23 protein-coding genes and 7 tRNA genes are annotated in these 24,295 nt (G+C 56.9%); 16 read left to right on the forward strand and 14 right to left on the reverse strand.

Features of this window, described 5'->3' with window-relative positions:
• Positions 1–139 precede the first annotated feature (139 nt).
• A tRNA-Val gene (locus I6J19_RS08605) sits at positions 140–214 on the reverse strand.
• Positions 215–573: 359 nt separating this feature from the next.
• On the opposite strand from I6J19_RS08605, the gene I6J19_RS08610 reads away from it, so the two are divergent.
• From I6J19_RS08610 to I6J19_RS08635, 6 genes are all read left to right on the forward strand, one after another.
• Positions 574–646 (forward strand) — tRNA-Gly (locus I6J19_RS08610).
• A 66-nt stretch (positions 647–712) separates the two neighbouring features.
• Positions 713–783, forward strand: a tRNA-Cys gene (locus I6J19_RS08615).
• A gap of 32 nt (positions 784–815) precedes the next feature.
• Positions 816–890: transfer RNA gene (locus I6J19_RS08620), tRNA-Val, on the forward strand.
• Positions 891–917: 27 nt separating this feature from the next.
• A tRNA-Gly gene (locus tag I6J19_RS08625) sits at positions 918–990 on the forward strand.
• Between the two features lie 66 nt (positions 991–1,056).
• Positions 1,057–1,131 (forward strand) — tRNA-Val (locus I6J19_RS08630).
• Positions 1,132–1,158: 27 nt separating this feature from the next.
• A tRNA-Gly gene (locus tag I6J19_RS08635) sits at positions 1,159–1,231 on the forward strand.
• Between the two features lie 322 nt (positions 1,232–1,553).
• On the opposite strand, the gene I6J19_RS08640 is transcribed toward I6J19_RS08635, so the two are convergent.
• Entirely contained in the window at positions 1,554–2,051 is a 498-nt protein-coding gene (locus I6J19_RS08640) for a ferritin (protein ID WP_016422668.1), read from the reverse strand.
• 103 nt (positions 2,052–2,154) lie between these two features.
• On the opposite strand from I6J19_RS08640, the gene I6J19_RS08645 reads away from it, so the two are divergent.
• The 3 genes from I6J19_RS08645 to msrB are packed head-to-tail and all read left to right on the forward strand — an operon-like array spanning position 2,155 to position 4,785.
• The gene (locus I6J19_RS08645; RefSeq protein WP_038628857.1) at positions 2,155–2,967 is read left to right on the forward strand and encodes a dihydrofolate reductase family protein; all 813 of its coding nucleotides are present in this window, start codon (positions 2,155–2,157) and stop codon (positions 2,965–2,967) included.
• Positions 2,968–2,978: 11 nt separating this feature from the next.
• Positions 2,979–4,367 (forward strand): glycosyltransferase family 87 protein, encoded by a 1,389-nt coding sequence (locus I6J19_RS08650; protein ID WP_224792280.1) that lies wholly within the window; start codon positions 2,979–2,981, stop codon positions 4,365–4,367.
• Complete coding sequence (gene msrB / locus I6J19_RS08655) at positions 4,360–4,785, forward strand: peptide-methionine (R)-S-oxide reductase MsrB (protein ID WP_016422665.1); 426 nt, start codon at positions 4,360–4,362, stop codon at positions 4,783–4,785. The genes I6J19_RS08650 and msrB overlap by 8 nt, the downstream gene beginning before the upstream one ends.
• 91 nt (positions 4,786–4,876) lie before the next feature.
• Here the strand turns inward: msrB and hemQ are convergent, their stop codons facing one another.
• From hemQ to hemE, 3 genes are all read right to left on the reverse strand, one after another.
• A complete protein-coding gene (gene hemQ, locus I6J19_RS08660) occupies positions 4,877–5,575 on the reverse strand; it encodes a hydrogen peroxide-dependent heme synthase (RefSeq protein ID WP_016422664.1) in 699 nt (232 codons plus the stop codon).
• Between the two features lie 86 nt (positions 5,576–5,661).
• Positions 5,662–7,140: a protoporphyrinogen oxidase gene (gene hemG / locus I6J19_RS08665; RefSeq protein ID WP_187402580.1), complete on the reverse strand. Its 1,479-nt coding sequence runs from the start codon at positions 7,138–7,140 to the stop codon at positions 5,662–5,664.
• A gap of 105 nt (positions 7,141–7,245) precedes the next feature.
• Entirely contained in the window at positions 7,246–8,355 is a 1,110-nt protein-coding gene (hemE, locus tag I6J19_RS08670; RefSeq protein ID WP_038628855.1) for a uroporphyrinogen decarboxylase, read from the reverse strand.
• 134 nt (positions 8,356–8,489) lie between these two features.
• Between hemE and I6J19_RS08675 the strand changes: the two genes are divergently transcribed.
• Positions 8,490–9,080, forward strand: a complete 591-nt coding sequence (locus tag I6J19_RS08675) for a DUF3000 domain-containing protein (protein ID WP_038628853.1) — start codon at positions 8,490–8,492, stop codon at positions 9,078–9,080.
• A gap of 40 nt (positions 9,081–9,120) precedes the next feature.
• Positions 9,121–10,422, forward strand: coding sequence for an HRDC domain-containing protein (locus I6J19_RS08680; protein WP_049181522.1), 1,302 nt, complete (start codon positions 9,121–9,123; stop codon positions 10,420–10,422).
• Here the strand turns inward: I6J19_RS08680 and I6J19_RS08685 are convergent, their stop codons facing one another.
• The 3 genes from I6J19_RS08685 to dut all read right to left on the reverse strand — a co-directional run bounded on the left by I6J19_RS08685 (position 10,423) and on the right by dut (position 13,173).
• Complete coding sequence (locus I6J19_RS08685; RefSeq protein ID WP_038628851.1) at positions 10,423–11,688, reverse strand: class I SAM-dependent RNA methyltransferase; 1,266 nt, start codon at positions 11,686–11,688, stop codon at positions 10,423–10,425.
• Positions 11,689–11,822: 134 nt separating this feature from the next.
• The gene (locus I6J19_RS08690) at positions 11,823–12,602 is read right to left on the reverse strand and encodes a DUF3710 domain-containing protein (protein WP_038628848.1); all 780 of its coding nucleotides are present in this window, start codon (positions 12,600–12,602) and stop codon (positions 11,823–11,825) included.
• Positions 12,603–12,720: 118 nt separating this feature from the next.
• Complete coding sequence (gene dut / locus I6J19_RS08695) at positions 12,721–13,173, reverse strand: dUTP diphosphatase (protein ID WP_038628845.1); 453 nt, start codon at positions 13,171–13,173, stop codon at positions 12,721–12,723.
• A 166-nt stretch (positions 13,174–13,339) separates the two neighbouring features.
• Between dut and I6J19_RS08700 the strand changes: the two genes are divergently transcribed.
• On the forward strand, positions 13,340–13,816 hold the full coding sequence (locus I6J19_RS08700) for a DUF3093 domain-containing protein (protein WP_038629599.1): 477 nt from the start codon (positions 13,340–13,342) through the stop codon (positions 13,814–13,816).
• A gap of 109 nt (positions 13,817–13,925) precedes the next feature.
• Here the strand turns inward: I6J19_RS08700 and I6J19_RS08705 are convergent, their stop codons facing one another.
• On the reverse strand, positions 13,926–14,222 hold the full coding sequence (locus I6J19_RS08705; RefSeq protein WP_038628842.1) for a DUF4193 family protein: 297 nt from the start codon (positions 14,220–14,222) through the stop codon (positions 13,926–13,928).
• A gap of 203 nt (positions 14,223–14,425) precedes the next feature.
• On the opposite strand from I6J19_RS08705, the gene I6J19_RS08710 reads away from it, so the two are divergent.
• On the forward strand, positions 14,426–15,034 hold the full coding sequence (locus I6J19_RS08710) for a LytR C-terminal domain-containing protein (protein WP_158407486.1): 609 nt from the start codon (positions 14,426–14,428) through the stop codon (positions 15,032–15,034).
• 10 nt (positions 15,035–15,044) lie between these two features.
• Here the strand turns inward: I6J19_RS08710 and I6J19_RS08715 are convergent, their stop codons facing one another.
• Positions 15,045–15,938, reverse strand: a complete 894-nt coding sequence (locus tag I6J19_RS08715; RefSeq protein WP_049181526.1) for an inositol monophosphatase family protein — start codon at positions 15,936–15,938, stop codon at positions 15,045–15,047.
• Positions 15,939–16,056: 118 nt separating this feature from the next.
• Here I6J19_RS08715 and ppgK point away from each other — a divergent pair, with 118 nt between their 5' ends.
• Both ppgK and I6J19_RS08725 read left to right on the forward strand, forming a co-directional pair.
• Complete coding sequence (gene ppgK / locus I6J19_RS08720) at positions 16,057–16,812, forward strand: polyphosphate--glucose phosphotransferase (protein WP_038628835.1); 756 nt, start codon at positions 16,057–16,059, stop codon at positions 16,810–16,812.
• Positions 16,813–17,208: 396 nt separating this feature from the next.
• Positions 17,209–18,780 (forward strand): RNA polymerase sigma factor, encoded by a 1,572-nt coding sequence (locus I6J19_RS08725; protein WP_038628828.1) that lies wholly within the window; start codon positions 17,209–17,211, stop codon positions 18,778–18,780.
• A 412-nt stretch (positions 18,781–19,192) separates the two neighbouring features.
• Here I6J19_RS08725 and I6J19_RS08730 read toward each other — a convergent pair whose 3' ends face one another.
• From I6J19_RS08730 to I6J19_RS08745, 4 genes are all read right to left on the reverse strand, one after another.
• Positions 19,193–20,800, reverse strand: a complete 1,608-nt coding sequence (locus I6J19_RS08730) for an SLC13 family permease (protein WP_038628826.1) — start codon at positions 20,798–20,800, stop codon at positions 19,193–19,195.
• Between the two features lie 282 nt (positions 20,801–21,082).
• Complete coding sequence (locus I6J19_RS08735; RefSeq protein WP_038628824.1) at positions 21,083–21,523, reverse strand: hypothetical protein; 441 nt, start codon at positions 21,521–21,523, stop codon at positions 21,083–21,085.
• 39 nt (positions 21,524–21,562) lie between these two features.
• Positions 21,563–23,308 carry a DEAD/DEAH box helicase gene (locus I6J19_RS08740; protein ID WP_038628822.1) on the reverse strand — a complete coding sequence of 582 codons (1,746 nt, stop codon included), beginning with the start codon at positions 23,306–23,308 and terminating at the stop codon, positions 21,563–21,565.
• Entirely contained in the window at positions 23,305–23,553 is a 249-nt protein-coding gene (locus I6J19_RS08745) for a DUF3039 domain-containing protein (protein WP_005509477.1), read from the reverse strand. The genes I6J19_RS08740 and I6J19_RS08745 overlap by 4 nt, the downstream gene beginning before the upstream one ends.
• A gap of 174 nt (positions 23,554–23,727) precedes the next feature.
• Between I6J19_RS08745 and I6J19_RS08750 the strand changes: the two genes are divergently transcribed.
• Entirely contained in the window at positions 23,728–24,267 is a 540-nt protein-coding gene (locus I6J19_RS08750; protein WP_038628820.1) for a DUF3099 domain-containing protein, read from the forward strand.
• Positions 24,268–24,295: the final 28 nt, after the last annotated feature.

Genomic DNA, 24,295 nt, shown 5'->3' on the forward strand with positions numbered 1-24,295 from the left:
AGTAGTATGACCGCTGCCCCTGTACCTATTGTCGGATGGTAGCCCAGAAAAGTTCCCGAGAGAGACGAATATAGTTCAGGTCACACAGCAAAACCCCGGCCGCGCCGTTTTTATACGATGCGTCGACCGGGGTTTTAAATGGTAGTCCCAACTGGGTTCGAACCAGCGACCTTTCCGGTGTGAACGGAACGCTCTTCCACTGAGCTATGGGACTGGAACAGAAAAGCACTAAGCCTTTGCTGCTCTGCGGAATAAGTTAGCACGCGTTTTGGAGATTTCCCTAATTGAGTTGCGTTGCGTTTGCGATTGCGCAGTTCGAAGATTTTTTACCGCATCGATGGAACTCCATGACGATAGCGACTCGATAGGCGCCCAGTAACAAACCCGCGAAAGCGAATAAATGACATTGTTGCGATTCAGAGGCATCAAAGATTGGTCTTTAGCCCTACGCCCACAGGGACAATACAGATGTTCACCTGGTAATTTGTAATCAATCGCACAATCACGCTAAAGTATCTTTCGCACCGCAAGGGAGCAATTGAGATTTTCTTTTCGCCCTCCTTGCAACGCGATGCGGATGTAGCGCAGCTGGTAGCGCATAACCTTGCCAAGGTTAGGGTCGCGGGTTCGAGTCCCGTCATCCGCTCTGGTTTCTCAAGAAGTTAGGCCCTGTGGTATAACTTCGAGGCAACCACTGAGGCGGCAGCCTCACGGTGGAATGGCCGAGTGGCGAGGCAACGGCCTGCAAAGCCGTGTACACGGGTTCGATTCCCGTTTCCACCTCAGCAGAGATTCCTTACCGGTTTCGATGTATTGCGCGATTAGCTCAGTGGGAGAGCGCTTCCCTGACACGGAAGAGGTCACTAGTTCAATCCTAGTATCGCGCACCACGTAAGCCCTTATGGGCGAACGTATTTGCGGATGTAGCGCAGCTGGTAGCGCATAACCTTGCCAAGGTTAGGGTCGCGGGTTCGAGTCCCGTCATCCGCTCAGTGCAAAGCCCCCTTCTCTCAGAAGGGGGTTGCGCATGAAAGCTTTTATATAGCTTTTAACCCAGCGCGATTAGCTCAGTGGGAGAGCGCTTCCCTGACACGGAAGAGGTCACTAGTTCAATCCTAGTATCGCGCACCACGTAAGCCCTTATGGGCGAACGTATTTGCGGATGTAGCGCAGCTGGTAGCGCATAACCTTGCCAAGGTTAGGGTCGCGGGTTCGAGTCCCGTCATCCGCTCAGACTAACTCCCTCCCGGGTATCCGGGAGGGAGTTTTCGTTTAACCTCAGTCAAGCAACCAATTTCATTGAGCCTTACCCCCCCCCCCGTGTTAAGTAGCAAGACATGTCTTTCACCGGGCGTCTCGGCTGCCAAGTTTTCCAATTCGGCGGGCTTTGCTGAGCAGCTCACTCGCTTAGGACTATGAATGATCAGCCCATGGCAGCTCCACGAATTTAGGTTTGACTCATCGATTGAGGCTCCAGCTGAATAGAAATGACCGCCCCAGGCACTTAGCCCTGAAGCGGTCTTTTCTATCAAATTTGTGAACTGAACTCGAGGTTACGCTGCGTCGCGAGCGCCGAGCTCCTTGTCCAGGCGCAGCAGGCCAGCGCCATCGTCACCCAGAATCTCCAGGCGACCGATGATGCCGCGGACGGTGTCCTCTTCCTCAATCTGCTCAACTACGAAGCTATCCAGCAGCGGACGAGAGTCGATGTCACCTTCGCTGTCAGCAAGGTTGCGCAGGTTACGGATAGATGCCGAAACCTTCTCCTCGTGCTCGAGCGCAATGCGGAATGCATCGATAGCGGATGTGACCTTCACCTCCGGCGCCTCGACGGCGCCGATCTGCGGGCGATTGTCGCGAGCGTCAAGGTGGTTAATGAACTGGTTGGCGTGATCGATTTCTTCCTCCGCCTGTGCACGCATCCACTCTGCCATACCAGAAAGGTCCAGCAGGTCCAGCTCGATAGCGAGCTGACGGTAGACGTGCGAAGCGGTGAGCTCCATAGTGATCTGGTCGTTGAATGCCTTTTCAAGGGTATCTGTGAGTCGCATACCTCCACTATAGGCAAAACCCTCGTAAACAACAACGATTATGGCGCTGCCCTTATAAGCCAGGCCTTGCCTACTTTGCAATCGTGAGCTTAACCTCAGCGGTATGGCTACACTCACATCCGCAAACCCATCTACCGATGAACTTCTTCACTTTCTTTCCCGACCAGCACAAACGACACCTGCTTCAGCGCCGGAGCTCCCCGCCACTCCCACAGTCACCGCCATCGCCGTCACCAGTATGGACGGACGTGGCGCCATCGAAGGCACCTCAGGACAGCTTGGCAATGACACCGACGCCACAATTTTCAACACGCTTCGTGCGCTTGCCGACGTCGTTTTCGTCGGCACGGGCACCATTGTCGCAGAAGACTACGGCCCAGTTGAGATACCGGAGCACCTAGAGGCCGTTCGTCAAAAGCTTGGTCGCTCTGAGCATGTGGCAATGTCCACGCTCTCGCGTTCCTTGGACTTGGACGTAGAGTCCGACTTTTTTACAAACGCAGAAGCGAATCCTCCGATAATCTTCACCCCTACTGAGGACACTTTTAATAGCGAAGAGGAAACAGCCGCGCACGAGAACAAAGTTAAAAAGATAGAGTCAGCCGGGGCGCTCGTCGTTAAGCTCCCTAACCCCTCAGTAGGTGCGGCGATAACGTGGCTGGCCGAGCACGGCTACCGCGACATTGTCGTAGAGGGTGGTCCGACGATGTATCGAGAGGCGTTGCAGCAAGGGTGCGTTGACGAAGTGTTCCTGACGTTGTCGCCGACGTGGGTGGGTAACGGTCCCCTGACTTTCGGCGAGAACGACCCTGAAGAGGAATCGAACTCGACGAACCCGCAGGCTTTTGAAGTGCGGGGTATCCTACGTTCCGACTCACACATCTTCCTACGCTATTCCCGCAGCTTCACCCAGTAGGGTGGAGTATTGTGAGTAAACCAAAAATCGACGTGAGCGCAAGCGCAACGGCATTAACGCAAACGTCCAAGGACACGCCAGGAACACCTTCGGTGGCTCCACGCCCTCTGTCTCGGCAGGTGTCGCGAGGACTCAGCGCTTTCTTGTGGCCTATCGCAGCTGTGGTAATTTTTCACCGCACCTGGGTTTTGCCGAAAGACGTGTCTGGCACAGATGACTTTACGACGGTCTGGTCAGCAATTAATCGATTCGTGTCGCAGGTACCCGTTTATTCGGAAGACTACGTAACAGCCGATCCGCACTATCTGTATTCCCCAGGCGCTACCCTACTTTTAGCCCCGATTGATTTGTTCGGCTCGCTTGAATCGGGCCGAATCTGGTTTGCGGTATTTCAGTCAGCTGCAATCATTGCGGCAATTGTGTTGCTACTCAGGTGGCTTGGTATTGCGCGCTCTGGCCCCATCATTCCAGCGTCGATAGCACTGCTTTACCTCACGGAACCCGTTACCAACACGCTTGATTTTACGAACGTCAACGGTTCACTGTTCCTTGCATTAGTGCTGTTTTTTATTGCACTGACCGAGCGACGCAATATCCTGGCCGGCCTGATTATCGGTATCGCAATCACTATCAAGCCCGTATTCTTGCCAATGCTGTTCCTACCGTTCATGCGCAGGCAGTTCTCTACGATACTGACCAGTATCGGGGTGGTAATTGCAGCCAATGCCGTTGCGTGGCCGCTCATGGTCCAACCACGTGACTACCTAGATATCACTATCCCCTACCTGGGAGTTGTCCGTGACTTTGCGAATGCTTCACTGACTGGGCAGCTTGTTTGGCTGGGTGCCCACCCGACATTGATCTTGCTGTGGCAAATCTTTTTCGGCATTTTTGTCTTGGTATCTGTCGTTCTCCTTCTTCGCTGGCTCGAAAGGGATGAGAAATTCTGGATTGCTACAACTTCCGGAGTTCTCTTCACCGGCGCGTTCTTCCTTTCCAGCCTAGGACAGCAGTACTACTCGATGACGCTCTTGCCAATGGTTCTCACCGTGCTTCGCCCATTGGTTTTGGATTGCGACAATGAAGGAAATATTGGTTCGACTGTCATGTTGAATTGGGGCGCAGGACTCGGAGTCGTACTCTGTTTCTTCTACGCCAATTGGTGGATTGATGAGGATGACCTATTTTTCCCGTGGTTCACGGTTGCAATCGGCGGTATTGGATGGGCCGTTCTTATTCTCTCCATCACGGCAGCACTGATTCGAATGACGATTGTGGATGCCGTCAATGGGCGTAGCTTTGCATCCGGCTTCAGCTGGCTGGGTGACTGGAAGATCGCAGGCGGGAAGTTTAATCAGGAATCTGATCTCAAGTCTGAGGAGGCTATTCAGAATGGATAATTCGCATAGCGAAGACTGGAATCTAAGCGAAGAAGAATGGCGCGAACTCCTCAGTGTCGCAGAGTACCAGGTTTTGCGTCAGGCAGGTACTGAACGCGCCTTCACCGGTGAGTACACCGATACTAAAACTCAAGGTGTATACCGCTGCCGGGCTTGTGGTTACGAGCTGTTTCGCTCGAACGAGAAGTTCGACTCTCACTGCGGTTGGCCATCTTTCTTCTCTCCACTAGCAGGAGACCGCATTATTGAGCGACGAGATACGAGCCTCGGTATGGTCCGCACCGAAGTGCTGTGCAGTCGTTGCAAGTCTCACCTCGGCCACGTCTTTGAGGGAGAGGGATACAATACTCCAACCGACCTGCGTTATTGCATCAATTCAATTTCACTCACGCTGGAACCGGACAAGACGGCTGAATAACCGGATAAAGAAACAGCGCCGCTGGTCACAATCCCGTCAGTTAACGGGGCTTGACCAGCGGCGCTGCTGATTTTCTCGTAGATTGCACGGGCTACGGCAGAACGTTGATAATCTCCGCGATGTCATCGACGCGACGGCCCGTGTGGAACGGAATCTCTTCGCGGACGTGCAGACGAGCCTCGGTGTAACGCATCTTCCACATCAAGTCCACAATGCGGTCGAGCTCCGGCCCCTCGAATGCAAGGATCCACTCGTAGTCGCCGAGTGCGAACGCCGGGACAGTATTGGCGCGCACATCCGGGTAGTCACGACCGGCCATACCGTGTTCAGCAAGGATGCGGCGACGCTCGGTTGGCTCCAGCAGGTACCAGTCGTAGGAACGGACGAATGGGTAAACCGCAATCCATCGTCCTGGCTCTTCACCCATGATGAACGACGGCAGGTGCGACTTATTGAACTCAGCTGGACGGTGCAGCGCAGCGTTCGACCAGTGCGGGGTGGATGCCTGGCCCAGCGGAGTCTCGCGCAGGAAAGCGTTGTAGAACGCCTGCAGATCTTCCAGTTTCTCTGCGTGAATCCAGAACATGAAGTCAGCTTCAGCACGCATGGCCGAAACGTCGTAGAAACCACGGATGATCAGATCGGTGTCTTCGTAACGAGCCAGGAATTCCTTGGTCTTAGCCACTGCCTCTTCGCGGTTTTCTCCGAGTGCGCCCGGGGTCACCTTGAAGGTAGACCACATGGTGTAGCGGATGGTGTCGTTGAGCTTCTTGTAATCGAGCTTGGTCATCAGTTCTCTCCTAGTTCGGTTGAAAAGTCTGTTCAAAAATTCAATGGTTCGGCGCCAGTTTCGTACTCAGCACCAATCTCGCAGCTTTATCCCAGCTCCGCAGCAATCTTGTTAGCCGCAGCCTTGGCGTTGGAAATACACTCCGGAATGCCCGGGCCACTGAGCCATGCCCCTGTTGCTGCAAGCTTAGGCACCTCGTCCAACTCGTGGCGAGCAAAATCCATCAAACCTCCATGCCCCATATCGAAGCGTGGAATCCCTGCCCACCAACGCTGGACGAAAACCGCTGTCGGTTCAGCATCAAAGCCAGTCGCCTTAGCCAAATCCGCCTTTGCCCTGGCGATGAGGTCTTCGTCGCTGCGATGCACGTGCGAGTCATCATCAAAACGGCCGAAACTTGCCCTCACAACGGCACCGTAGCGCTCACCAATATGTGGCCACTTTCGGGACGACACTGTGAAAGCTTTCGCGGACAGGTCCGCACCAATCTCACACAACACGCCGTTGATCTCCGGCAGTCCGTCCGATGTGTCGAAACACATACCGACCACCGCCGAGTTCGACGTGTCTACCCCACCGATAAGCTCTGCCGCCTCTGGAGCAAGGCTGCTCAACAGCTCTGATGTGGTTGCAGAAGGTGCCGCCAGGACAACACCGTCGACGTCGATCGTGTTAACGCTCGTGCCGCTTTCCGACGGCGCTTCCACTGTCACCTCAAAGCCATTGTCATGCTGCCGCAAGCCAGCAGCCTTCGTCGACAAGAGGAGTTCGGCTCCCGATTCGTCGGCAAGCGTGTTGTAGAGGACCTCGAAGCCATCTCGGAACGTTTGGAAGACTACCGGTTGCTTCGTCTTCGCAGAGTCTGTCGCAGCCTCACTGCTCAGACGCGCCTGCTGCGCCTGCTTACGTGCTTCCAGAACGCGCTGGACAGCGCCGGTGAGGCTGACATGATCACCGACACTGGCAATTTCATCAAGCGCTGCCGCCAGCTGTGGGATGGTCGCACGCAGGCCCAGATTGTATGCGGTGGTTGAGTAGACGCCCCCGAGCAGCGGGGAGACGATGCGGTCAACCACTTCTTCACCGAGACGCGCCGCGACCAGCTGGCCGACATTCATGTCGTCGCCCAGTACCCAGTGCAAGGCTGGAGTGAGCTCGGGGTTCGACTCAGCATCAATCTTGGCGAGGGTGGCCTCGCTGAGGAGATAGCCCAACCCCTCTGAGCTTCCTGGAATACCGGTGACCGTATTGCGCGGAAGGTCCTTGAGCTCACCGCCAATGTAGAGCTTGGAAGGCGACCCCGAAGGGGCGACTAGCTGATCCGCCAAACCGAGTTCCTTGAAAAACTCGGTGGCATCGTGACGGAATGCCAGGTACGCCTCAGCGCCCGCTTCAAGAGGGCCGTTAGCTCCTGGTCGAGTCTTCAGCTTGCCGCCGACCTGTGCACTGGACTCGATGACAATAATTCTTGCGGCGGGTCCGAGCTTTTTACGCAACTCATACGCTGCGGTCAGGCCGGAGATACCGCCACCTACGACGGCAATGGTAGAAGGTTGTGCAACCACGGTATTTCGTACGCTTTCTCTATGCCCGCCCCTCGAGCGGGCACGGTCGATAAGACTTGTAGAAAATTAGCTAGTGCGTGTTTTACACGCCTGTTGCGTCGGCTATTACGTTGCGTGAATGATTTCAACGGCGCGCGTAATCGCGTCGGCATCGGTATTCGGTAGCACCCCGTGACCCAAGTTGAAGATATGTCCACGGGCATCACCACGCTTAATTGCACGGTCCGCTTCAGAACAGATGCGCTGGATCTCTTGGGTCATTGCAGCTTCACCGGCAAAGAGAATCGCCGGGTCAAGGTTACCCTGCAATGCAAGGCTGTTTTGCGCCGGGTCTGCGCCTCGGTGAACGTCGGAAAGCGTGGCACGAATGCGGTTGGCAGCAACGTCCAGTGGCACGCGCCAGTCGACACCCATGACTTCTGGGCCGGCTTCAGCCATCGCACCGAGAAGCTCGCCGGTCCCCACACCGAAGTGGATGCGCGGAATGCCGACGTCGGCGAAGGCCTGGAAGATTTGCTTCGAGTACGGCAACACAAAGCGGCGGTAATCACGCTCGGTAAGATAGCCAGCCCAGGAGTCGAAGAGCTGAATAGCGTCCACGCCAGCGCCAATCTGCGCGCGCAGGAAAGCAATCACCATCGGAGTGATTTTCTGCATCAGGTGACCCCACAATTCAGGGTCCGAGTGCATCAGCGCCTTAGTGCGCTCGTGATTGCGGGATGGACCGCCTTCAATCAGGTACGATGCCAAGGTGAATGGTGCACCGGCGAAACCAATGAGTGCCTGGGTATCAGTCAGCTCTTGCAGAATGAGGCCGATACCCTCGGCCACCGGAGCGAGTTGCTCTTCTGTGACTTCCGGTAGCGCCTTGATGTCTGATTCTGAGCGCACCGGAGTATCCAATACTGGACCGCGACCAGGAACAATATCCAGGTTGACACCCGCGGCCTTCAGCGGCACGACAATATCGGAAAAAAGAATCGCAGCATCAACGTCGTGCCTACGTACCGGCTGCATAGTAATCTCAGCGAGCAGTTCCGGACGGAAGCAGGAGTCCAACATACCGATGTCCTTGCGCACCTCACGGTACTCAGGCAGTGAACGACCGGCTTGCCGCATAAACCACACCGGGCGGCGCGAAGGAGTTCGACCGTAAGCTGCATCAAGAATCGGGGCATCAGTCAAAGTGCGACGATTGTTCATACCGACAATCATGCCCCACTTACCTTAGAAATTAATGTGTGGGGTACTAAGAACAGGGAAATCGCTCGCCCTGCTGTGCGTTTTCGGCGAAGCGTTTGGTCGCTTTCCGCTCTGTTCGGCGCGCCTCCCACTAACGCAAGCGTCATATGGCTAAGTTCAGGCACGTGAATGGAACCGATTCAACGCCACAGAACTTCCGCGCCGCGGTCGAGTCAATGCACTCTGCTGAACTGCGACCTGAGATTGCTCTGGGCACCGTTCGGCCACCGCAGAAGCTGGCACCGTTTAGCCACGCTGTCTCGCTTGAGGTCACGCAGCCCGAAGCTGATATTGTCCCCGAGTCCTCGGACGATGATGCCTTTGGTCGTTTAATTTTGCTCCATGACCCCCGCAGTGAGGAAACCTGGGACGGTGACATGCGCTTGGTTGCATACATCCAGGCAGATATGGATGCCTCCCTCGCGGAAGATCCGCTGCTTCCCCAGGTTGCCTGGCAATGGCTCACCGAGGCTCTGGCTGAGAACAACGCCGAACTGTCGAACTTGGGTGGCACGGTGACAACTACGAACTCTGTCCGCTACGGCGAGATTGGTGGCAAGCCACAGGCCTTTCAATTAGAAATGCGCGCATCGTGGACTGCTCGTGGTACCGACCTGCGCACTCACGTTGAATCCTTCGCTCAGGTACTAGCGAACGTCGCCGGTCTGCCACCCGTCGGCGTATCCCTGCTGGGCTGATACTGGCAACTGCTGATACCGACGACCGAAGAGGCGAGCGATGAGCTCCGACGTGGAAACTAGTCCCGACGTAGAGGTAAGACTTGCCCCCGCCGAGGGAACTCCACGCGTGCTTTCCGACATCGACGAAATTATTGACGCCGGTGAGCAGCTAGCCAAAGGACACGGTTGGCTCGCAGTCGATACTGAACGAGCTTCGGCATATCGCTACGATGACCGCGCCTTCCTGCTTCAATTTCGCCGCCGTGGAGCGGGCACCTTTCTCATCGATCCCGAAGACGGGCGCAAGGCGATGGCCGTTTTCGGTTCCTCAGTCAACGACCTGACCTGGATTATTCACGCAGCTCATTCTGACCTTCCCTGCCTCGCAGCCCTGGGCCTCTACCCCACCAAAGTCATTGACACTGAGCTGGCCGGTCGCCTTCTCGGACTCGAGCGAGTCAACTTAGCAGCTCTGACAGAACGACTCCTCGGAGTTGGACTTGCCAAGGGGCACGGTCGAGAGGATTGGTCTACTCGTCCACTGCCAGCGGATTGGCTGGACTACGCAGCCCTGGATGTCGAGCTGCTTATCGAACTCGCCGAGGTTCTTTGTCAGGCGCTAGCTGAGCTCGACCGTTTGGAATGGCTAGAGCAGGAATGCGAACGCGAACTCGCTACCAACCGTAAATACCTCGATGGTCTACACGTCGGACACTCGTGGCAAGGACTCAAAGGCATTGGGAAGCTGCGCACTTCCGAACAACTCCACGTCGCCCGTGCACTGTGGACTGAGCGTGACGAAATCGCGCAGCAACGTGATGTCTCCCCAACACACATCATGGGGCACAGCGTTCTACGTACAATCGCAGAACAACTCCCAGGTACGCAGCGTGAGCTGACTGCAATCCGTGGATTTCCACGTCGCCGTCGCGGTGCTGCGGATGCTTGGTTGAAGATCGTTAATGAAGCCCGTCAGGAACCCAGGTCATCATGGCCGAAGCCTCAAAAGCCGCCTCGCAACGAGATGCCACACTTTCGGCGTTGGGCTGAACATGCCCCACAAGCCGCCGAGATTTTCGAAACCACGCGAGACTGCATCGACAACGTCTGTGCCCAAATACACCTGCGCAAAGACACACTCATCACTTCCGCGCAGACACGTGAACTTGTTTGGTGGATTCACAGCCGCGCAGTCGGCTCATTCGTATTCCGCCACCACGACAACTACGCTGGCGGCCTGCCAGCCGTTACAGAAATCTCCGCCCACCTCAGCGAACAGGGTTTCCGCCCATGGCAGGCACATTTGCTTGCCGACGTAATCGGCGCCAACGTCCTTGCGCCCATGCGGCACCCACTCTAGCTACAGCTGCTCTAGCACCGCGATGGTTTCAAAGTGATGTGTTAGGCCAAATGCGTCTACGACCTCGAGGTGTTTGAACGCGTAGCCGTGGTCAGCCCAGTACCGGGCATCGCGCGCAAAAGTCGCCGGATCGCAACCGAAATGTACAACCGTGCGTGGCTTGGCCTCAGCAATAGCGGCAATGGCATCCTTACCGGCACCGGAGCGCGGAGGGTCGAGAACGACGACATCCGGATTTGGTGTTTTCTCATTAGCAACTTCGCGGCGCACAACCTTGGTGACATCCCCAGTAACGAACCGAACTGGTGCCGCAGGTGTCGCATTCCCACTGTGATCAGCTGCAGTGAAGGCCCTGCGCCCCGCCGTCGCTGCCGCGGCAAACCCCTCGACAGAGAGAATTGATCCCTCAGCGTCTACTAGCTTGCGCAGCGCCGCCGCCAGAACGCCTGCGCCGCCGTAGAGATCCCAAGCACAGGAGAAGGACTGACCGGCCAACAGGCTAATGATGCGCGAGCCATAGAACTCAGGAGCATAGCGATGAGCTTGCCAAAAACCGGTAGTCGGCACATCGAAAGTAATGCCGTGAACAGTGTGCTGTGTGGTTGGCTCGCCTTCAATCACTGTTTGCTTGCGATTCCGGCCACTGCCGGAGACGTACACAGCGCTTCGGTTACCCTCGGCATCCATTGCCACATGGAGTTCTCCCAGCTTCGGCTTCTTGCGACCTCGACCGCTAGCGGGCTTAGCAACGGGGATGGTTCCGGCCGTCGAAAAGCCAGCGATGAGATTGGGAACTGTTTGGACGCACTCGGAGCCGATGACGAGCTCGTGGGAACGGGAACGACGTAACCCCGCTCGTCCCTGGGAATCCACGCCCAGCCGCACGCGCGTGCGCCAACGGGAGGTGGGAGCCAGTGGAAGGACATCGATAGCTGGCAGTTCGTCGGCGGTGAAACGTCCAAGCCGGCGCAGGCAATCGGTCAGGACATCAACCTTGAGACGCGCCGCGTGCTCAGGATCAATAAAACCCCAGTCGCAACAACCCGCGCCCTGCCGAGCTGCTTCGCAACGCTGTGAAATTCGATGCTCTGAGGCATCCAGAACCTCAACGACATTGCCGCGCCACAGCTTGGCATCAGGTTTGGCAATTTCGACAACAACGCGTTCGCCGGGGATGCCGCCGGTGACGAAACCGATACGTCCGTCATAGCTGGCAATGAATTCTCCGCCGGCAGCGGGACGGTCAATAGTCACTTCGATGTTCACGCAGTGTGATACTACCCGCTGACAAGAGAAAAGCCGCCGTCGGGTGACGGCGGCGGGCAGCGCACAGTGGCGCCTGCAAATCCTTTTCTAACTGGACAAGCAGCTAGCTTCTCTGTGCTGGCGGGTTGACCAAACTAATTGGTGGAACCATCCGGGTTGATACCAGTAGCGCCTGGCACCTGCCCTGGTTCACCTTCAGCTTGAGCAGCCTGGGTCTGCTGCTGGTATGCCTGACGAATCTGCTCCGCCATCTGGGACGGCAGCGTAACCGGAAGCGGCTGACCTGCCGGCATCGGGTTCTCACCGCGAGAGACGAAGCTACGGGCAAGGAGACCGCGGGCGAGGTCCGCAAGTTCCTCCGCCCGATCAGCCGGACCGGAGGCCGTCATGCGAAGCATCCAACGCGGGCCGTCGGCGCCAATGATTCGCATCTCCATATCGGAGGTGCGGCCAACGACCTCAGAACCCCACGGCCCCTGCTCAACGTGGACATCGAGGCCATCGGACTCAAGACCGTCCTTGATTTCCTGAGCGGACTCCTCCCAGAGGCCACCCGACGTCGGAGCAGCGAATGCTACAGGAGTTACGCGACCATGCTCAGTGGCGACGTGCAGCATGGTTGGACCTGTCGGCCCCATCTCCACCTGAATATCACCAACGTGAGGAATAGGCAGCAGCATCGAACCGAGGTTCAGGCTGGCCTTAGCGAAGTCTGAAAAATCAAACTGCGTCGGGCTAGCGCTGCTGATATCGAAGGGGCCGTTTGCTGGTGCGTTCTCCGCGGCGGTTTCCGACGCGTCGTCATGCAGGGTTGCGGTAGCTTCCTCAGAAGCTGGCGCCGCAGAGTCGGTGGTAACGGCCTCTGCCTCAGCAGCTGGTTCTTCTGGCTGGTTCTTCTTTCCAAATGGCCACATGGTGGTTTATTGACACCTCGCTAAAAAGAAATTTTTGTATACACCTTTGTAAACGCTTTATTGAGCTCTTCACGCATTGAACCACACTTGGTGGGGTCCCCGCGCTGTCAGAGACGTTTTAAAGCGTCGTGGACACTCCGGTTGACCCGTGACCGCCCGCACCGCGTTCAGTTTCATCGAGTTCATCGACCTCCACCATCGGACTGAGCTCGACCTTCTGCACAACCAACTGTGCGATTCGATCACCTTTGGTGATCTCCACCGCATTGGTCGGATCCAAGTTGATCAGGCAGACTTTAAGCTCACCACGGTAACCGGCATCAATCGTGCCGGGAGCGTTGACGATGGATAGCCCCTTTTTGAAAGCCAATCCGGAGCGTGGATGAACCAATCCCACTGTGCCCGCCGGCAAGGCAATGGCAATTCCGGTTCCGACGAGTGCCCGTTGCCCTGGTGCTAGGACGACATCCTCCGCTGAGCTCAAATCCACACCGGCATCATCAGCATGCGCACGCTGGGGGATCACTGCGTCTTTAGTGAGCTTTTTCACTTGCACCGGAGCATAAGTCATCTCTTCGTATATCCTTCGCTGTCGCGTCTTTTAAGAACCGCACTTCGGCCTTGTCAGTACCGAGCATAGCCGTGCCCTAGAATGGATAACCGTGAGTGGAAAAGATAACCTGCAGCCTCGTCGCGACGACAGCTCAGCATCCGTCTCTGAAGGTGCGGCAATAACAATCAGCTCGAGCGGAGATTCATCGATTGTCTATTCCGAAAAGCTCTGGGTTCCCTGGTGGTTCTGGGTACTCGGCGGTGTTGCCGTTTTCGTATGCACGGCTCAGATTGGCTTTAACCGTTCACCGATTTGGCTTGTCATCGGCGGCATTATTTGTCTAGCCGTAGGCGTGTGGGTGCTGTTGACTATGTCGAAGACCACGGTGTCCGTGGAAGTGGACAGCACTGGTGAACGCTGGCTTCACGCTGGCACGGCAGTTTTGCCAGCATCGGTCGTTGCCAAATCCCTGGTGGTCCCGAAGTCCGCGCAGCGCAATGCGTTGGGCCGTCAGCTCGATCCAGCAGCATTCCTGGTTACGCACACGTGGATTCCCACGATGGTGCTGCTAGTCCTCGACGATCCAGACGACCCAACCCCCTATTGGCTGGTCTCCACCCGCCGCCCCGAGGCACTACTTGACAGTCTCTTCGACCGCTAGGTCACAATCTCTCACCGCCGCTACACGCTTGCCGACGACCCCAGCGCCGCCATAACCGTGGTAGTGGCGGTTTTCCTTTTCCTAGGAAGTTATCCCAGTTGTGCGGGGATTAGGCACAGTCCTGGCAGATGGGGAAACCATCGCCGTTATCGATTGCAATCATCGAGCGGTGCATGACCATGAAGCAGGAGCCACAGGTGAATTCATCGTCTCCCTTCGGGGCGACATCCATATCGAATTCTTCACCCGCGATGTCGGCGACCGGCAACTCGAACGGCTCGACAATTTCGCCGTCGTCGGTGTCGTCGATTTCCTTCTCAGCAGATGCAGCCTGAAGGCCCTCGAGGGAATCGGTCTCCAGCTCTTCGGTTTCACGAGTACGCGGGGCATCGTAGTTTACAGCCATGTCCCAAACCTTCTTTCTGGACCTTTGCTAGACATTGTGAACTGACTTTTTCTCGGAGAATACAACGCGTTGAGACGATTGACACCCTGTACTCTCCAGTGCCTTTCTCAGCGGATATTAAGGCAATTCACGCTATCTGTCATCTCTGCAGGTCAGAACAGATTTCTATGCCCATTAGTCGAGGAGAGGATAACATGATGGTCATGAGTTCAGGCCCCGCGAGCACTTCGAGCGCATCACATCGACGAAAAATTGTTCCCTACGTGGTGGTTTCCGTCGTAGCTGTAGTGATTGCCGCTACGTCGTGGGTATTGGCATTCCGCAGCCAACCGGCCAGTTATCCGGTCCCCTGTTCCCTCCCCGCAGCTGGCACCCCTGTTTCCTCCACCACGCTAATCGGAGAACACGTCGTTCCACCGTCGGATGTTCATGTGCGCGTCTATAACGCCAACGGCAAAGTCGGCCAGGCTACAACCGTCGCCGAACAATTGCGGCAACTCGATTTTGTTCTCGATGAGCAGGTTCCCTACGGCAACGACCCTATTGTGGAAAACCAAGACCTCGGCTGCTTCGGCCAGCTGCGTTATGGCGAGCAGTTCAATGGCCACGCCGCAGCGCTTCACGCTCTTTTCCCCTGTTTTGAGCTCATCCACGATGGTCGGCCGGATGCAACCGTCGATGTGTCGTTGGGTAAGGGGTTTAAGGACCTCGAAGTAGTCAGCCAGGTTGAGGAAACGTTGTCCGCATTGAACCGTGGAGAACAAGCCGATCTAGAGGGGTTAAGCTCATTAAGCTCGAGCACCTGTTCCTAGACAGACGCCCCTAATTCCTAGCCTTCGCGGTCGCACCATCCAATGCTTCGAAGAACGCATCGGCAACTTCAGGATTCGCCGCACCGACACCGAAGTCGAGCGGGTCTCCCTCCGGCCGGCCAGCAGCGTTGGCACACTGCGTGAATTCCGGGACCCTAATTCTTGCGCCTGCTTCAGCCGCAATCAGAGCACCTGCTGCATAGTCCCAAATCTTGATGTCGTGTTCGTAATACGCATCAACACGGCCGTGCGCCACCATGCACAAATCGAGCGCCGCCGATCCCATGCGCCGAATATCTCGACACTCCCCCAACAACTGCGACGCTATCCGCCCCTGCACCTGCCGGAGATTAGCGGAATAGCTGAATCCTGTTGCCACAAGTGTCTTTTCCAGCTCGGCCGTTGGGGAACAACTAAGCGTCTGCACAGTGCCGTCCCGCCGAGAAACCTGAGCGCCCTCTCCCTTTGCTGCACTGTAAATCTCTCCCGAGGACACATTTGCCACTGCACCCGCCACGACCTCATCGCCTACGGCGCAGGCGATACTCACAGCAAAGTTGGGCAATCCGTAAAGGAAATTCACTGTGCCATCGATGGGGTCTACGATCCAGGTCACCGCTTCGGCCGCGTCAGTAGCTTGCGCTTGAGAGCCCGGGCCGTCGTCAAGCCCGCCTTCTTCGCCCAAAATACGGTCGGAGCTGCTAAACGCCTTGATGAGCGAACGAATGAGCTCCTCAGATTCACGGTCGACGACGGTGACCGGGTCAACAGCTGAGGACTTCGTTTCGGAGCTTGCTAAAACGCCATCGGAGCCGAGTTCGACCCGACGACTGGCGATGTGCGCCGCGGCTGCGCGGGCAATAAATACCGCGCGATCGCGCAATTCCCTGACGCTGGGTCGCACAGATCCGGGGCTATTCGGTGCACTAAACCCCCTATTATCTGCCCTGCTAGCGAGTTGTTCGGTGCCACGCGAGTTAATGCTCATGCCCCCATTGTGTCTGTTTCGTACAATTTGAGCTATGGGACAACGAATTGGATTTGGCATCGACGTCGGAGGCTCTGGAATCAAGGGTGGCCGCGTGGACCTTGATACTGGGCAGCTTATTGGCGACCGCATTAAGATTTTCACGCCACAGCCGGCAACCCCGGAGGCGGTTGCGAAGACCATTGCGGAAATTGTGGACATTGCGCAGTGGGATTCCGATGTCGGCATCACGATTCCGTCCGTCGTACATAATCAGATTGCCTTGCTGGCCGCCAATATTGACGGTTCTTGGGTTAATACGAACTGCCAAGAGCTCTTCGCTAAACATCTGCCCAACAACAAAGCGCACGTGCTTAACGACGCTGACGCTGCCGGCCTCGCTGAAGTCCAGTTTGGCGATCCGGGCAATAAAACTGGCGCCGTGTTGTTGCTAACTTTTGGTACCGGCATCGGCTCCGCGCTTATTCATGACGGATTGCTCTACCCCAATTCGGAGTTAGGCCATCTCGTCATCGATGGCACGGAGGCCGAACACTTTGCATCCGCGAGAATTAAAGATGTGGAGGGGCTCGGCTTCGAAGAGTGGGCTGAGCGCGTGAGCAAGGTGCTTAGGACCTACGAGGCGCTGTTTTGGCCGTCACGGATTATCGTCGGCGGCGGAATCAGCCGCGAACACGAAAAGTGGATTCCGCTGTTGACATGTAAGACTCCAGTTGTCCCGGCAAGTTTGGATAATAATGCGGGTATTGCTGGCGCCGCATTTGCAGCTGACCAGGGGCTTTACCCTTAAACAGTTTCATTTCTTGGGTGGGGATTGGTAGCTACGCGTCGGGCGTGACACGTGGTTGAAGCCATGCCCCGTGGCGGCGATTTTCAGAATTGGTTTACAATAAGAAGTTGACTCACGGCAAGGTTGAATAATCAACAGGCTCGAGGAGGATTGGGAAAATCGAATTCAAGCGCACTGCTTCGATGAGGATTTTCACCGATTGCTTCTTCGCTAGGAGCCAGAAAAGCAACACTGATGACCGTGGCACGAAAAGGTCAGCGCTGAATGTTCTCCATTCAGCTAGCTGGCTGCAGACGAAGTAAAGGCGCACCACTGGCGCGTTGAGCTTCTCTCTGACCGAGAGAAGCTGGCGGCGGCTTTGGCGGCGCACACAACGTACATCGTGAAAGGGCGTTCGTGGCAGGCAACGAACTGGGGCAAGCTCAGGACCAATCCACCGGGAGTGGCACCGGTTCAGCTACTCCTGCAAAGAAGGCTGTAAAGAAGGCCATCAAGAAAGCAGTGAAGAAGACCGTGGCAAAGAAGACTGCCGCGAAGAAAACTGCCGCCAAGAAGACGGCTGCCAAAAAGACAGCTGCTACCGAGACTGCGGCGAAAAAGGCGACCGCTAAGAAGGCAGCGGCCAAGAAGACCGTGAAGAAGGCGGCTAAGAAGTCGGTCGCTAAGAAGACCACACGTAAGGCCGCCGCCAAGAAGGCAACTAAGCGGACAACGGCTGCGAAGGCCACTGCGGCCAAGGCTGCTGCAGCGAAGGCGAAGGACGCGCAGGCTCTCGACGCAACTGAGAACGAAGAGCTCGAGGACGAGGAACTCGATCACGACTTGGAGCAGGAGCGGGACTACGACCCAGATCTGGATGATGATCTCGAAGACGATGATTTTCACGACGATCTGGATGATGACGACCTCGAAGATGATGAAGAAGAGGACGACGAGGACGACGAGGACGAAGACGAAGACGAGGATGAAGAGGACGAGGGCGACGAGGTCTGGAACGAGGACGAGTCCGCTCGTCTGCGTCAGGCCCGCAAGGATGCTGCCCTCACCGCCTCCGCTGACTCTGTCCGCGCCTACCTCAAGCAGATTGGTAAGGTCGCGCTGCTGACTGCCGAGGAAGAAGTCAGTCTGGCAAAGCGCATCGAGGCTGGTCTGTATGCGCAGTACAAGATTGACGAGGCCAAGGAAGCCGGCGAGCGCATCGCTTACGCTCAGAAGCGCGACTTGCGCGAGATTTCTCGCGACGGTCAGCGCGCCAAGAACCACCTGCTCGAGGCCAACCTCCGTCTCGTGGTATCCCTGGCAAAGCGCTACACCGGCCGTGGCATGGCTTTCCTCGACTTGATTCAGGAGGGCAACCTCGGCCTGATTCGCGCCGTCGAGAAGTTCGACTACACCAAGGGCTACAAGTTCTCCACGTACGCAACGTGGTGGATTCGCCAGGCCATTACTCGTGCAATGGCCGACCAGGCTCGAACCATTCGTATTCCGGTTCACATGGTCGAGGTCATTAATAAGCTCGGCCGTATCCAGCGTGAGCTGCTCCAGGATCTCGGCCGCGAGCCCACTCCGGAAGAGCTCGCTAAGGAAATGGATATCACCGAGGAAAAGGTTCTCGAGATTCAGCAGTACGCTCGTGAACCCATTTCGCTAGACCAGACCATCGGTGACGAGGGCGACTCCCAGCTCGGTGACTTCATTGAGGACTCCGAGGCAGTCATCGCCGTGGACGCCGTGAGCTTCACGCTCCTCCAAGATCAGCTTGGCGACGTTCTGGAGACTCTCTCCGAACGTGAAGCCGGTGTCGTCCGTCTGCGCTTCGGCCTTACCGACGGCATGCCACGTACTCTTGACGAGATTGGCCAGGTCTACGGTGTGACACGCGAGCGCATCCGTCAGATTGAGTCCAAGACGATGTCCAAGCTACGTCACCCATCGCGTTCGCAGGTTCTGCGTGACTACTTGGAGTAAAGCTTTAACCTGGAGTCGTAATTGGGCTAACTGCTAAGCCCAGAAAATTGGGCTTGGATAAGGTTGCGCCACTTATTCGAGCCCGATTTTTTTCTTCGGGAGCTGGGCTAGCGAGTTAGCGACTGCGTTTATGACAAAATGGCCCACAAAAATGGCCTGAAAGTGTCATAAACTCCGACAGTTTCACATTTGCAGCGCGTAATATCTACGGTTGTCAATTTTGGGACTAGCTGCCATGTGCACAAATCTACTGCCGGACTGAACGGCGTAGGGCCAGCTGGAGGCAAAAGCAAAACCCCGAACCACCAAGGTGGAACGGGGCGAAGGAGCATCTAAACAACGCTAGGCGAAGCAGTCCGCTGGCGGTCCAGCAAACTGGACCACCATCCAATACCGGCTACTACATACCCAGCTAGTACACGACGCCGAATACCCACTGCAGCAGCGTCAGCGAAGCCACAGAAATCACAATCAGCGCAATGATGTTCAGCCAAACACCGGTCTTGACCATGTTGTCCATGCTGACGTAGCCGGAGCCGTAGGCGATGGCGTTCGGCGGTGTTGCAACCGGCATCATGAACGCCGAAGTAGCCGCCAGTGCAACTGGAACAGCGAAGATCATCTGGTCGTGGCCCAAGCCGATTGCCATCGCACCAACCAGCGGCAGGAAGGTCGCGGCCGTCGCGGTGTTAGACGTGAACTCGGTCAGGAACAGCACAACGGCGCCGACGACAACCACGAGTGCAGCCACTGGCATCCAGCCGAGGGTAGACAGCTGCTCGCCAATCCAGTCCGACAGCCCAGAGGCACCGAACTGCGAGGACAGCGCCAGGCCACCACCGAACAGCAGCAGCACACCCCACGGCAGCTCCAACGCATTTTCCCAGCGCATGAGCTTCACGCCATCAGGGCCACCCGGAATCAGGAACAGTGCAATACCTACCGTCATCGCGATTACCGCATCGGCAATCTTGGTGTCTGGCAGCAGCACCGGAACAAAGACCCACGCCAGCGCAGCCGCGATAAACACCATGAGCACGCGACGCTCACCCGCCGACATACGGCCGAGACGCTTGAGCTCGTCACGCATCAGTTCGCGTCCGCCTGGAATATGCGCAATCTCCGGCTTAAACAGAACACTTGTCAGCAGGAACCATGCACAGAGCATGAGCACAACCGCCACCGGGACACCCAGCAGCATCCACTGGCCAAACCCAATGTTGACACCCTGCTCCGCCATGTAGGCCGCCAGCATCGCGTTCGGCGGAGTACCAATAATCGTTCCCAACGAACCAATCGATGCCGCGTAAGCGATACCCAGCATCAGCGCGATACCGAAGTTCGACTTTGGCATCGGGTCGTAACTTGACGACGACTCCTCCGCCTCCTCCAGCGCATCCCCACCAGGGGTTTCGGCGACCGATTCACTCGCAGATCCCGCATCCTCTGCAGCAACTTTCTCATCGTGCAGCATTCGGACAATCAGGCTCAGCACGGACACACCGATTGGCAGCATCATCACGGCCGTGGCCGTGTTGGATACCCACATCGACAGGAAGCCAGTAGCCACCATGAAGCCTAGAATCAGCATCTTTGGTGACGACCCCATGAGCACCAGGACCCACAATGCGACACGCTTGTGTAGGTTCCAACGCTGCATCGCCAGTGCCAACAGGAAGCCGCCCATAAAGAGGAAGATGGTCGGGTCTGTGTACTTGCCCGAGAAATCCTTAATCTCCGCGAGGTTGAGAATCGGGAATAGCGCCAGCGGCAGCAGAGCCGTAACGGCAATCGGGATAGCCTCGGACATCCACCACACGGCCATAAGCACTGCTACACCTGCGGTTGCACGCAGGTTGTGATCGAGCTCAGCCGGCATAAAGAAGTACACGAGCAAGGACAGGATGATACCGAGTCCTAGACCGGTGCGCTTACGGAAAAGCTCCCGGCTGAGGTAACCACGGTCTTGTTGGCCAGGTGACAGTTCCGGGGAGTTGTCGCGCGTAGATGTCGCTGCCACGATTCACGCTCCTATTTAATAATCAGCAGACATCCTGTATTGCACGCATGTTCACACGTTTACCGCATGTAGGGGATGCCAAATGTGGGTACTTTCTGACACCAATATCATTACCAACACTCGGCCAAATATGAGATTTCACTAAGAAACCCCCGGCCGAAACCGCAGGCAGTTGGACTTCGGGGGTGGATTACGGGGTTAGCTCATTTCCTCATTGCGCATCTGGCATTAACCGAAAACTCCGGGCACAAAGTAACACCGCCATTGACTTCGCGTCCGAACTCACTCCGATTGCTTCTTTGGCTGGTCAGTCCCCATCTGATTGGAGATGCACTCGGCATACTCTCCAGAGGTACGCTCGAATTTCTCGCACTTCGACATCGCGTCTGATGTCGACCAGTACAGCATCAGCGACACCACGGCGGCTGCAATACCCGTCACAATGCCGACAACGCCCAATCCGAACGAACCGCTGATGACCGCGTCTTCCCCAGCAGCCTGCACGCGCTTCTTCGCGCTCAGCGCCTTCGCCATCGCGATGATGCCCAGAACAATGCCAAAGACTCCGAGGATGCCACCAACGATCATCCAGGACATCAAGAGTCCGCCGACACCAAAGATCAGTGCCAGCACGCCAATAGTCCGACTGTCATTGCCTGGTACAGCCGACAAACCACCGCCGGTCAATTCCGACGGCCTCGACTTATCACTGCTTGCCGACATTCTTCTCTCCACCATAGATTGCTCAGTTCGCTTGAAACCCTACCAATTACGCAGGTAGCTAATGCGATCGCGCAACTGCTCCTCCGTACACAGCGCAGTCGGCGGGCCACCACAGGCGCGCCGAACCTCGTTATGCACCTGACCATGTGGCTTACCGGTTCGCGCCGCCGTCATAGACACCAGCGTATTGAGTTCCTTCCGCAACTTCGGCAACACCTCACTGGCCACCTTCTGCGGCCTCGGGTACGCCGATCCCTCAATGCGGTGGACCGCGCCGCCTTCGCCTCCGCTTGACGACGATTCCCTCGCCTCCTCGCGGGCTTCCTTCTCTCGGGCACTGGCGGCTTTAAGCTGTTCATCCTGCCGCTGACGCAGCAAGAGTCGCATTTGCTCAGCGTCGAGAAGCCCGGGCAAGCCAAGGTAGTCAGCTTCTTCAGCGGAACCGGCAACGGTTGCGGTGCCGTAGGAGGAACCGTCGTAGATCAGGTAGTCGAGTTCAGCATCCGCGCCAATGGATTCGTAGGCCGGCAGCAGTTCGTCGGGCTCATCCTTACGCCGGTTAGCTTCGGCGACCAAGTCATCTTCCCAGCCCTCCGAAGGCCGATCCGGTTTACCGAGCACGTGGTTGCGCTGCACCTCCATCTGCGAGGCCAAGTCGAGCAGCACAGGAATCGACGGCAAGAAGACGGACGCAGTCTCCCCCGGCATGCGGCTTCGCACGAATCGTCCGATAGCCTGCGCGAAGAATAGCGGAGTCGAGGAACTAGTCGCATACACGCCGACCGCCAACCTTGGCACGTCCACGCCTTCGGAGACCATTCGCACAGCCACCATCCACTCGTCGGTGGACTCGGAGAAGGTCTTAATGCGTTCCGACGAGCCAGGCTCATCCGAAAGCACCAACGCCACCGGTGTGGAGGCAATCTGCTCGAGAATGCGCTTGTACGCACGGGCAGTTGCCGCATCGGAGGCGATAACCAGGCCACCGGCATCGGGAATATGCTGCCTCATCTGCGAGAGCCGGGTATGCGCTGCCCGCAGCACCGACGGCATCCACTCGCCCTTTGGATCAAGCGCGGTGCGCCAAGCTCGAGTGGTCTCCTCTGGGCTCATCACGGTACCCAGACGCGCAGCGAACTCATCACCCGCGCTATCACGCCAGCGAGCTTCACCGGAGTAAGCCAAAAAGACCACTGGGCGCACGACGCCGTCGGCAAGCGCATTGGAATAGCCGTACGTGTAGTCAGCGACGGAGCGCGAGTAACCATCGCCATCCGGCGAGTAGCGAACAAACGGAATTGCCGCGTCATCGGAGCGGAACGGCGTACCAGTTAAGCACAGGCGGCGTTCGACATCACCGTAAGCCTCAGAAATGCCGTCGCCCCAACTCTTGGCATCACCGCCGTGGTGTACCTCGTCCAGAATCACCAATGTCGGCCGAGCGGTGGCTACGGCATGGTGCTTAAACGGATGCACTGCGACTTGGGCGTAGGTCACAACAATTCCCTGGTAGGAAGGGTTTACCACACCCTTGGCGTTGGAGAACTTGGGATCCAACGCAATCCCCGAACGAGCAGCAGAGGCAGCCCACTGTACCTTCAGGTGCTCAGTAGGCACTACGACGATAATGCGCTCGACAATCCGCCGCGACAGCAACTCACTGGCGATACGCAGAGCGAAGGTCGTCTTACCTGCGCCCGGTGTCGCCACTGCAAGGAAGTCCTTGGGGTTAGTCGCCAGGTATTTGTCGAGGGCCTCCTGCTGCCATTTACGAAGCCCGCTCACTTGCGACGCAGGGACTTGTAAATCCGCTCGCAGTCAGGGCATACCGGTGAACCCGGCTTCGCCGACTTCTTCACTGGGAAGGTTTCACCGCACAGAGCAACGACGTAGGAGCCGTTGACCGCGGAGTTCACGATCTGGTCCTTCTTGACGTAATGGAAGAACTTCGGAGTGTCGTCCCTCGTCGACTCATCGACGCGGGTATCGGTGCGTTCAATCGTCTTTGTCGTCTTCAATGGAGTGCTCACAGATTCCAATTGTGCCCCATTGGTCAAATTATGCCTAGCGCCCCAGGTGCTTGCCGCTGCTGACTGCTACCTTCCACAGCCATCCACAACACCGCTGCGACTACGCGAGCATGCAGCTGCAACGGGCATAGCTAGTTGAGACACCCCCACGCCACAGGCGTATGCTAGGCAACCATGGCGCGAATCAATGACCGTCGCGACTCCGCGCTGCCGAAACGCGGAAGTTCCCGGCGACGCAAGAAAGACGCGGCGTTGATTACCGACGCCCGCGGCTCAAGGATTCGCAACTACGACCACCGCCGCCACGTCTACGCGGCCCTGCAATGGTCTCGCATTCCATTGCTACTTCTTTCCGGCGCTTTTTACCTGTGGTGGGATGTGCCGTGGATTGCGGCGATTCTCATGGTCGTCTCCGTACCCATGCCGTGGATCGCGGTTGTCATCGCCAATGGCGTTGGAGAACCCGCTGACAAGCGCAAACCGCGCGTCTACAAGCCAGGAGTTGTACGCGAGCAAAACCGCAAATGGGAGGAACAACAGCGCCAGCGCGCCCTCAAGGAAGCGGAGATGCGCGCGCTCGGTTCTGCTGCCAGTACCGAAGACACCGACGCACCGCCGCGGTCCGGTAACGAGACCACCTCAAATCCCTTCGATGACGCAAATGTCATCGATATGCCGGAAGACGACGATCCGTCGTCAAGCTCCCCTAACTAGCCCCTCCGCCCCGCTTTACGACGAAGGT

The organism is Corynebacterium amycolatum (assembly GCF_016889425.1).
In the GTDB taxonomy this organism is placed as follows: Bacteria; Actinomycetota; Actinomycetes; order Mycobacteriales; family Mycobacteriaceae; genus Corynebacterium; species Corynebacterium amycolatum.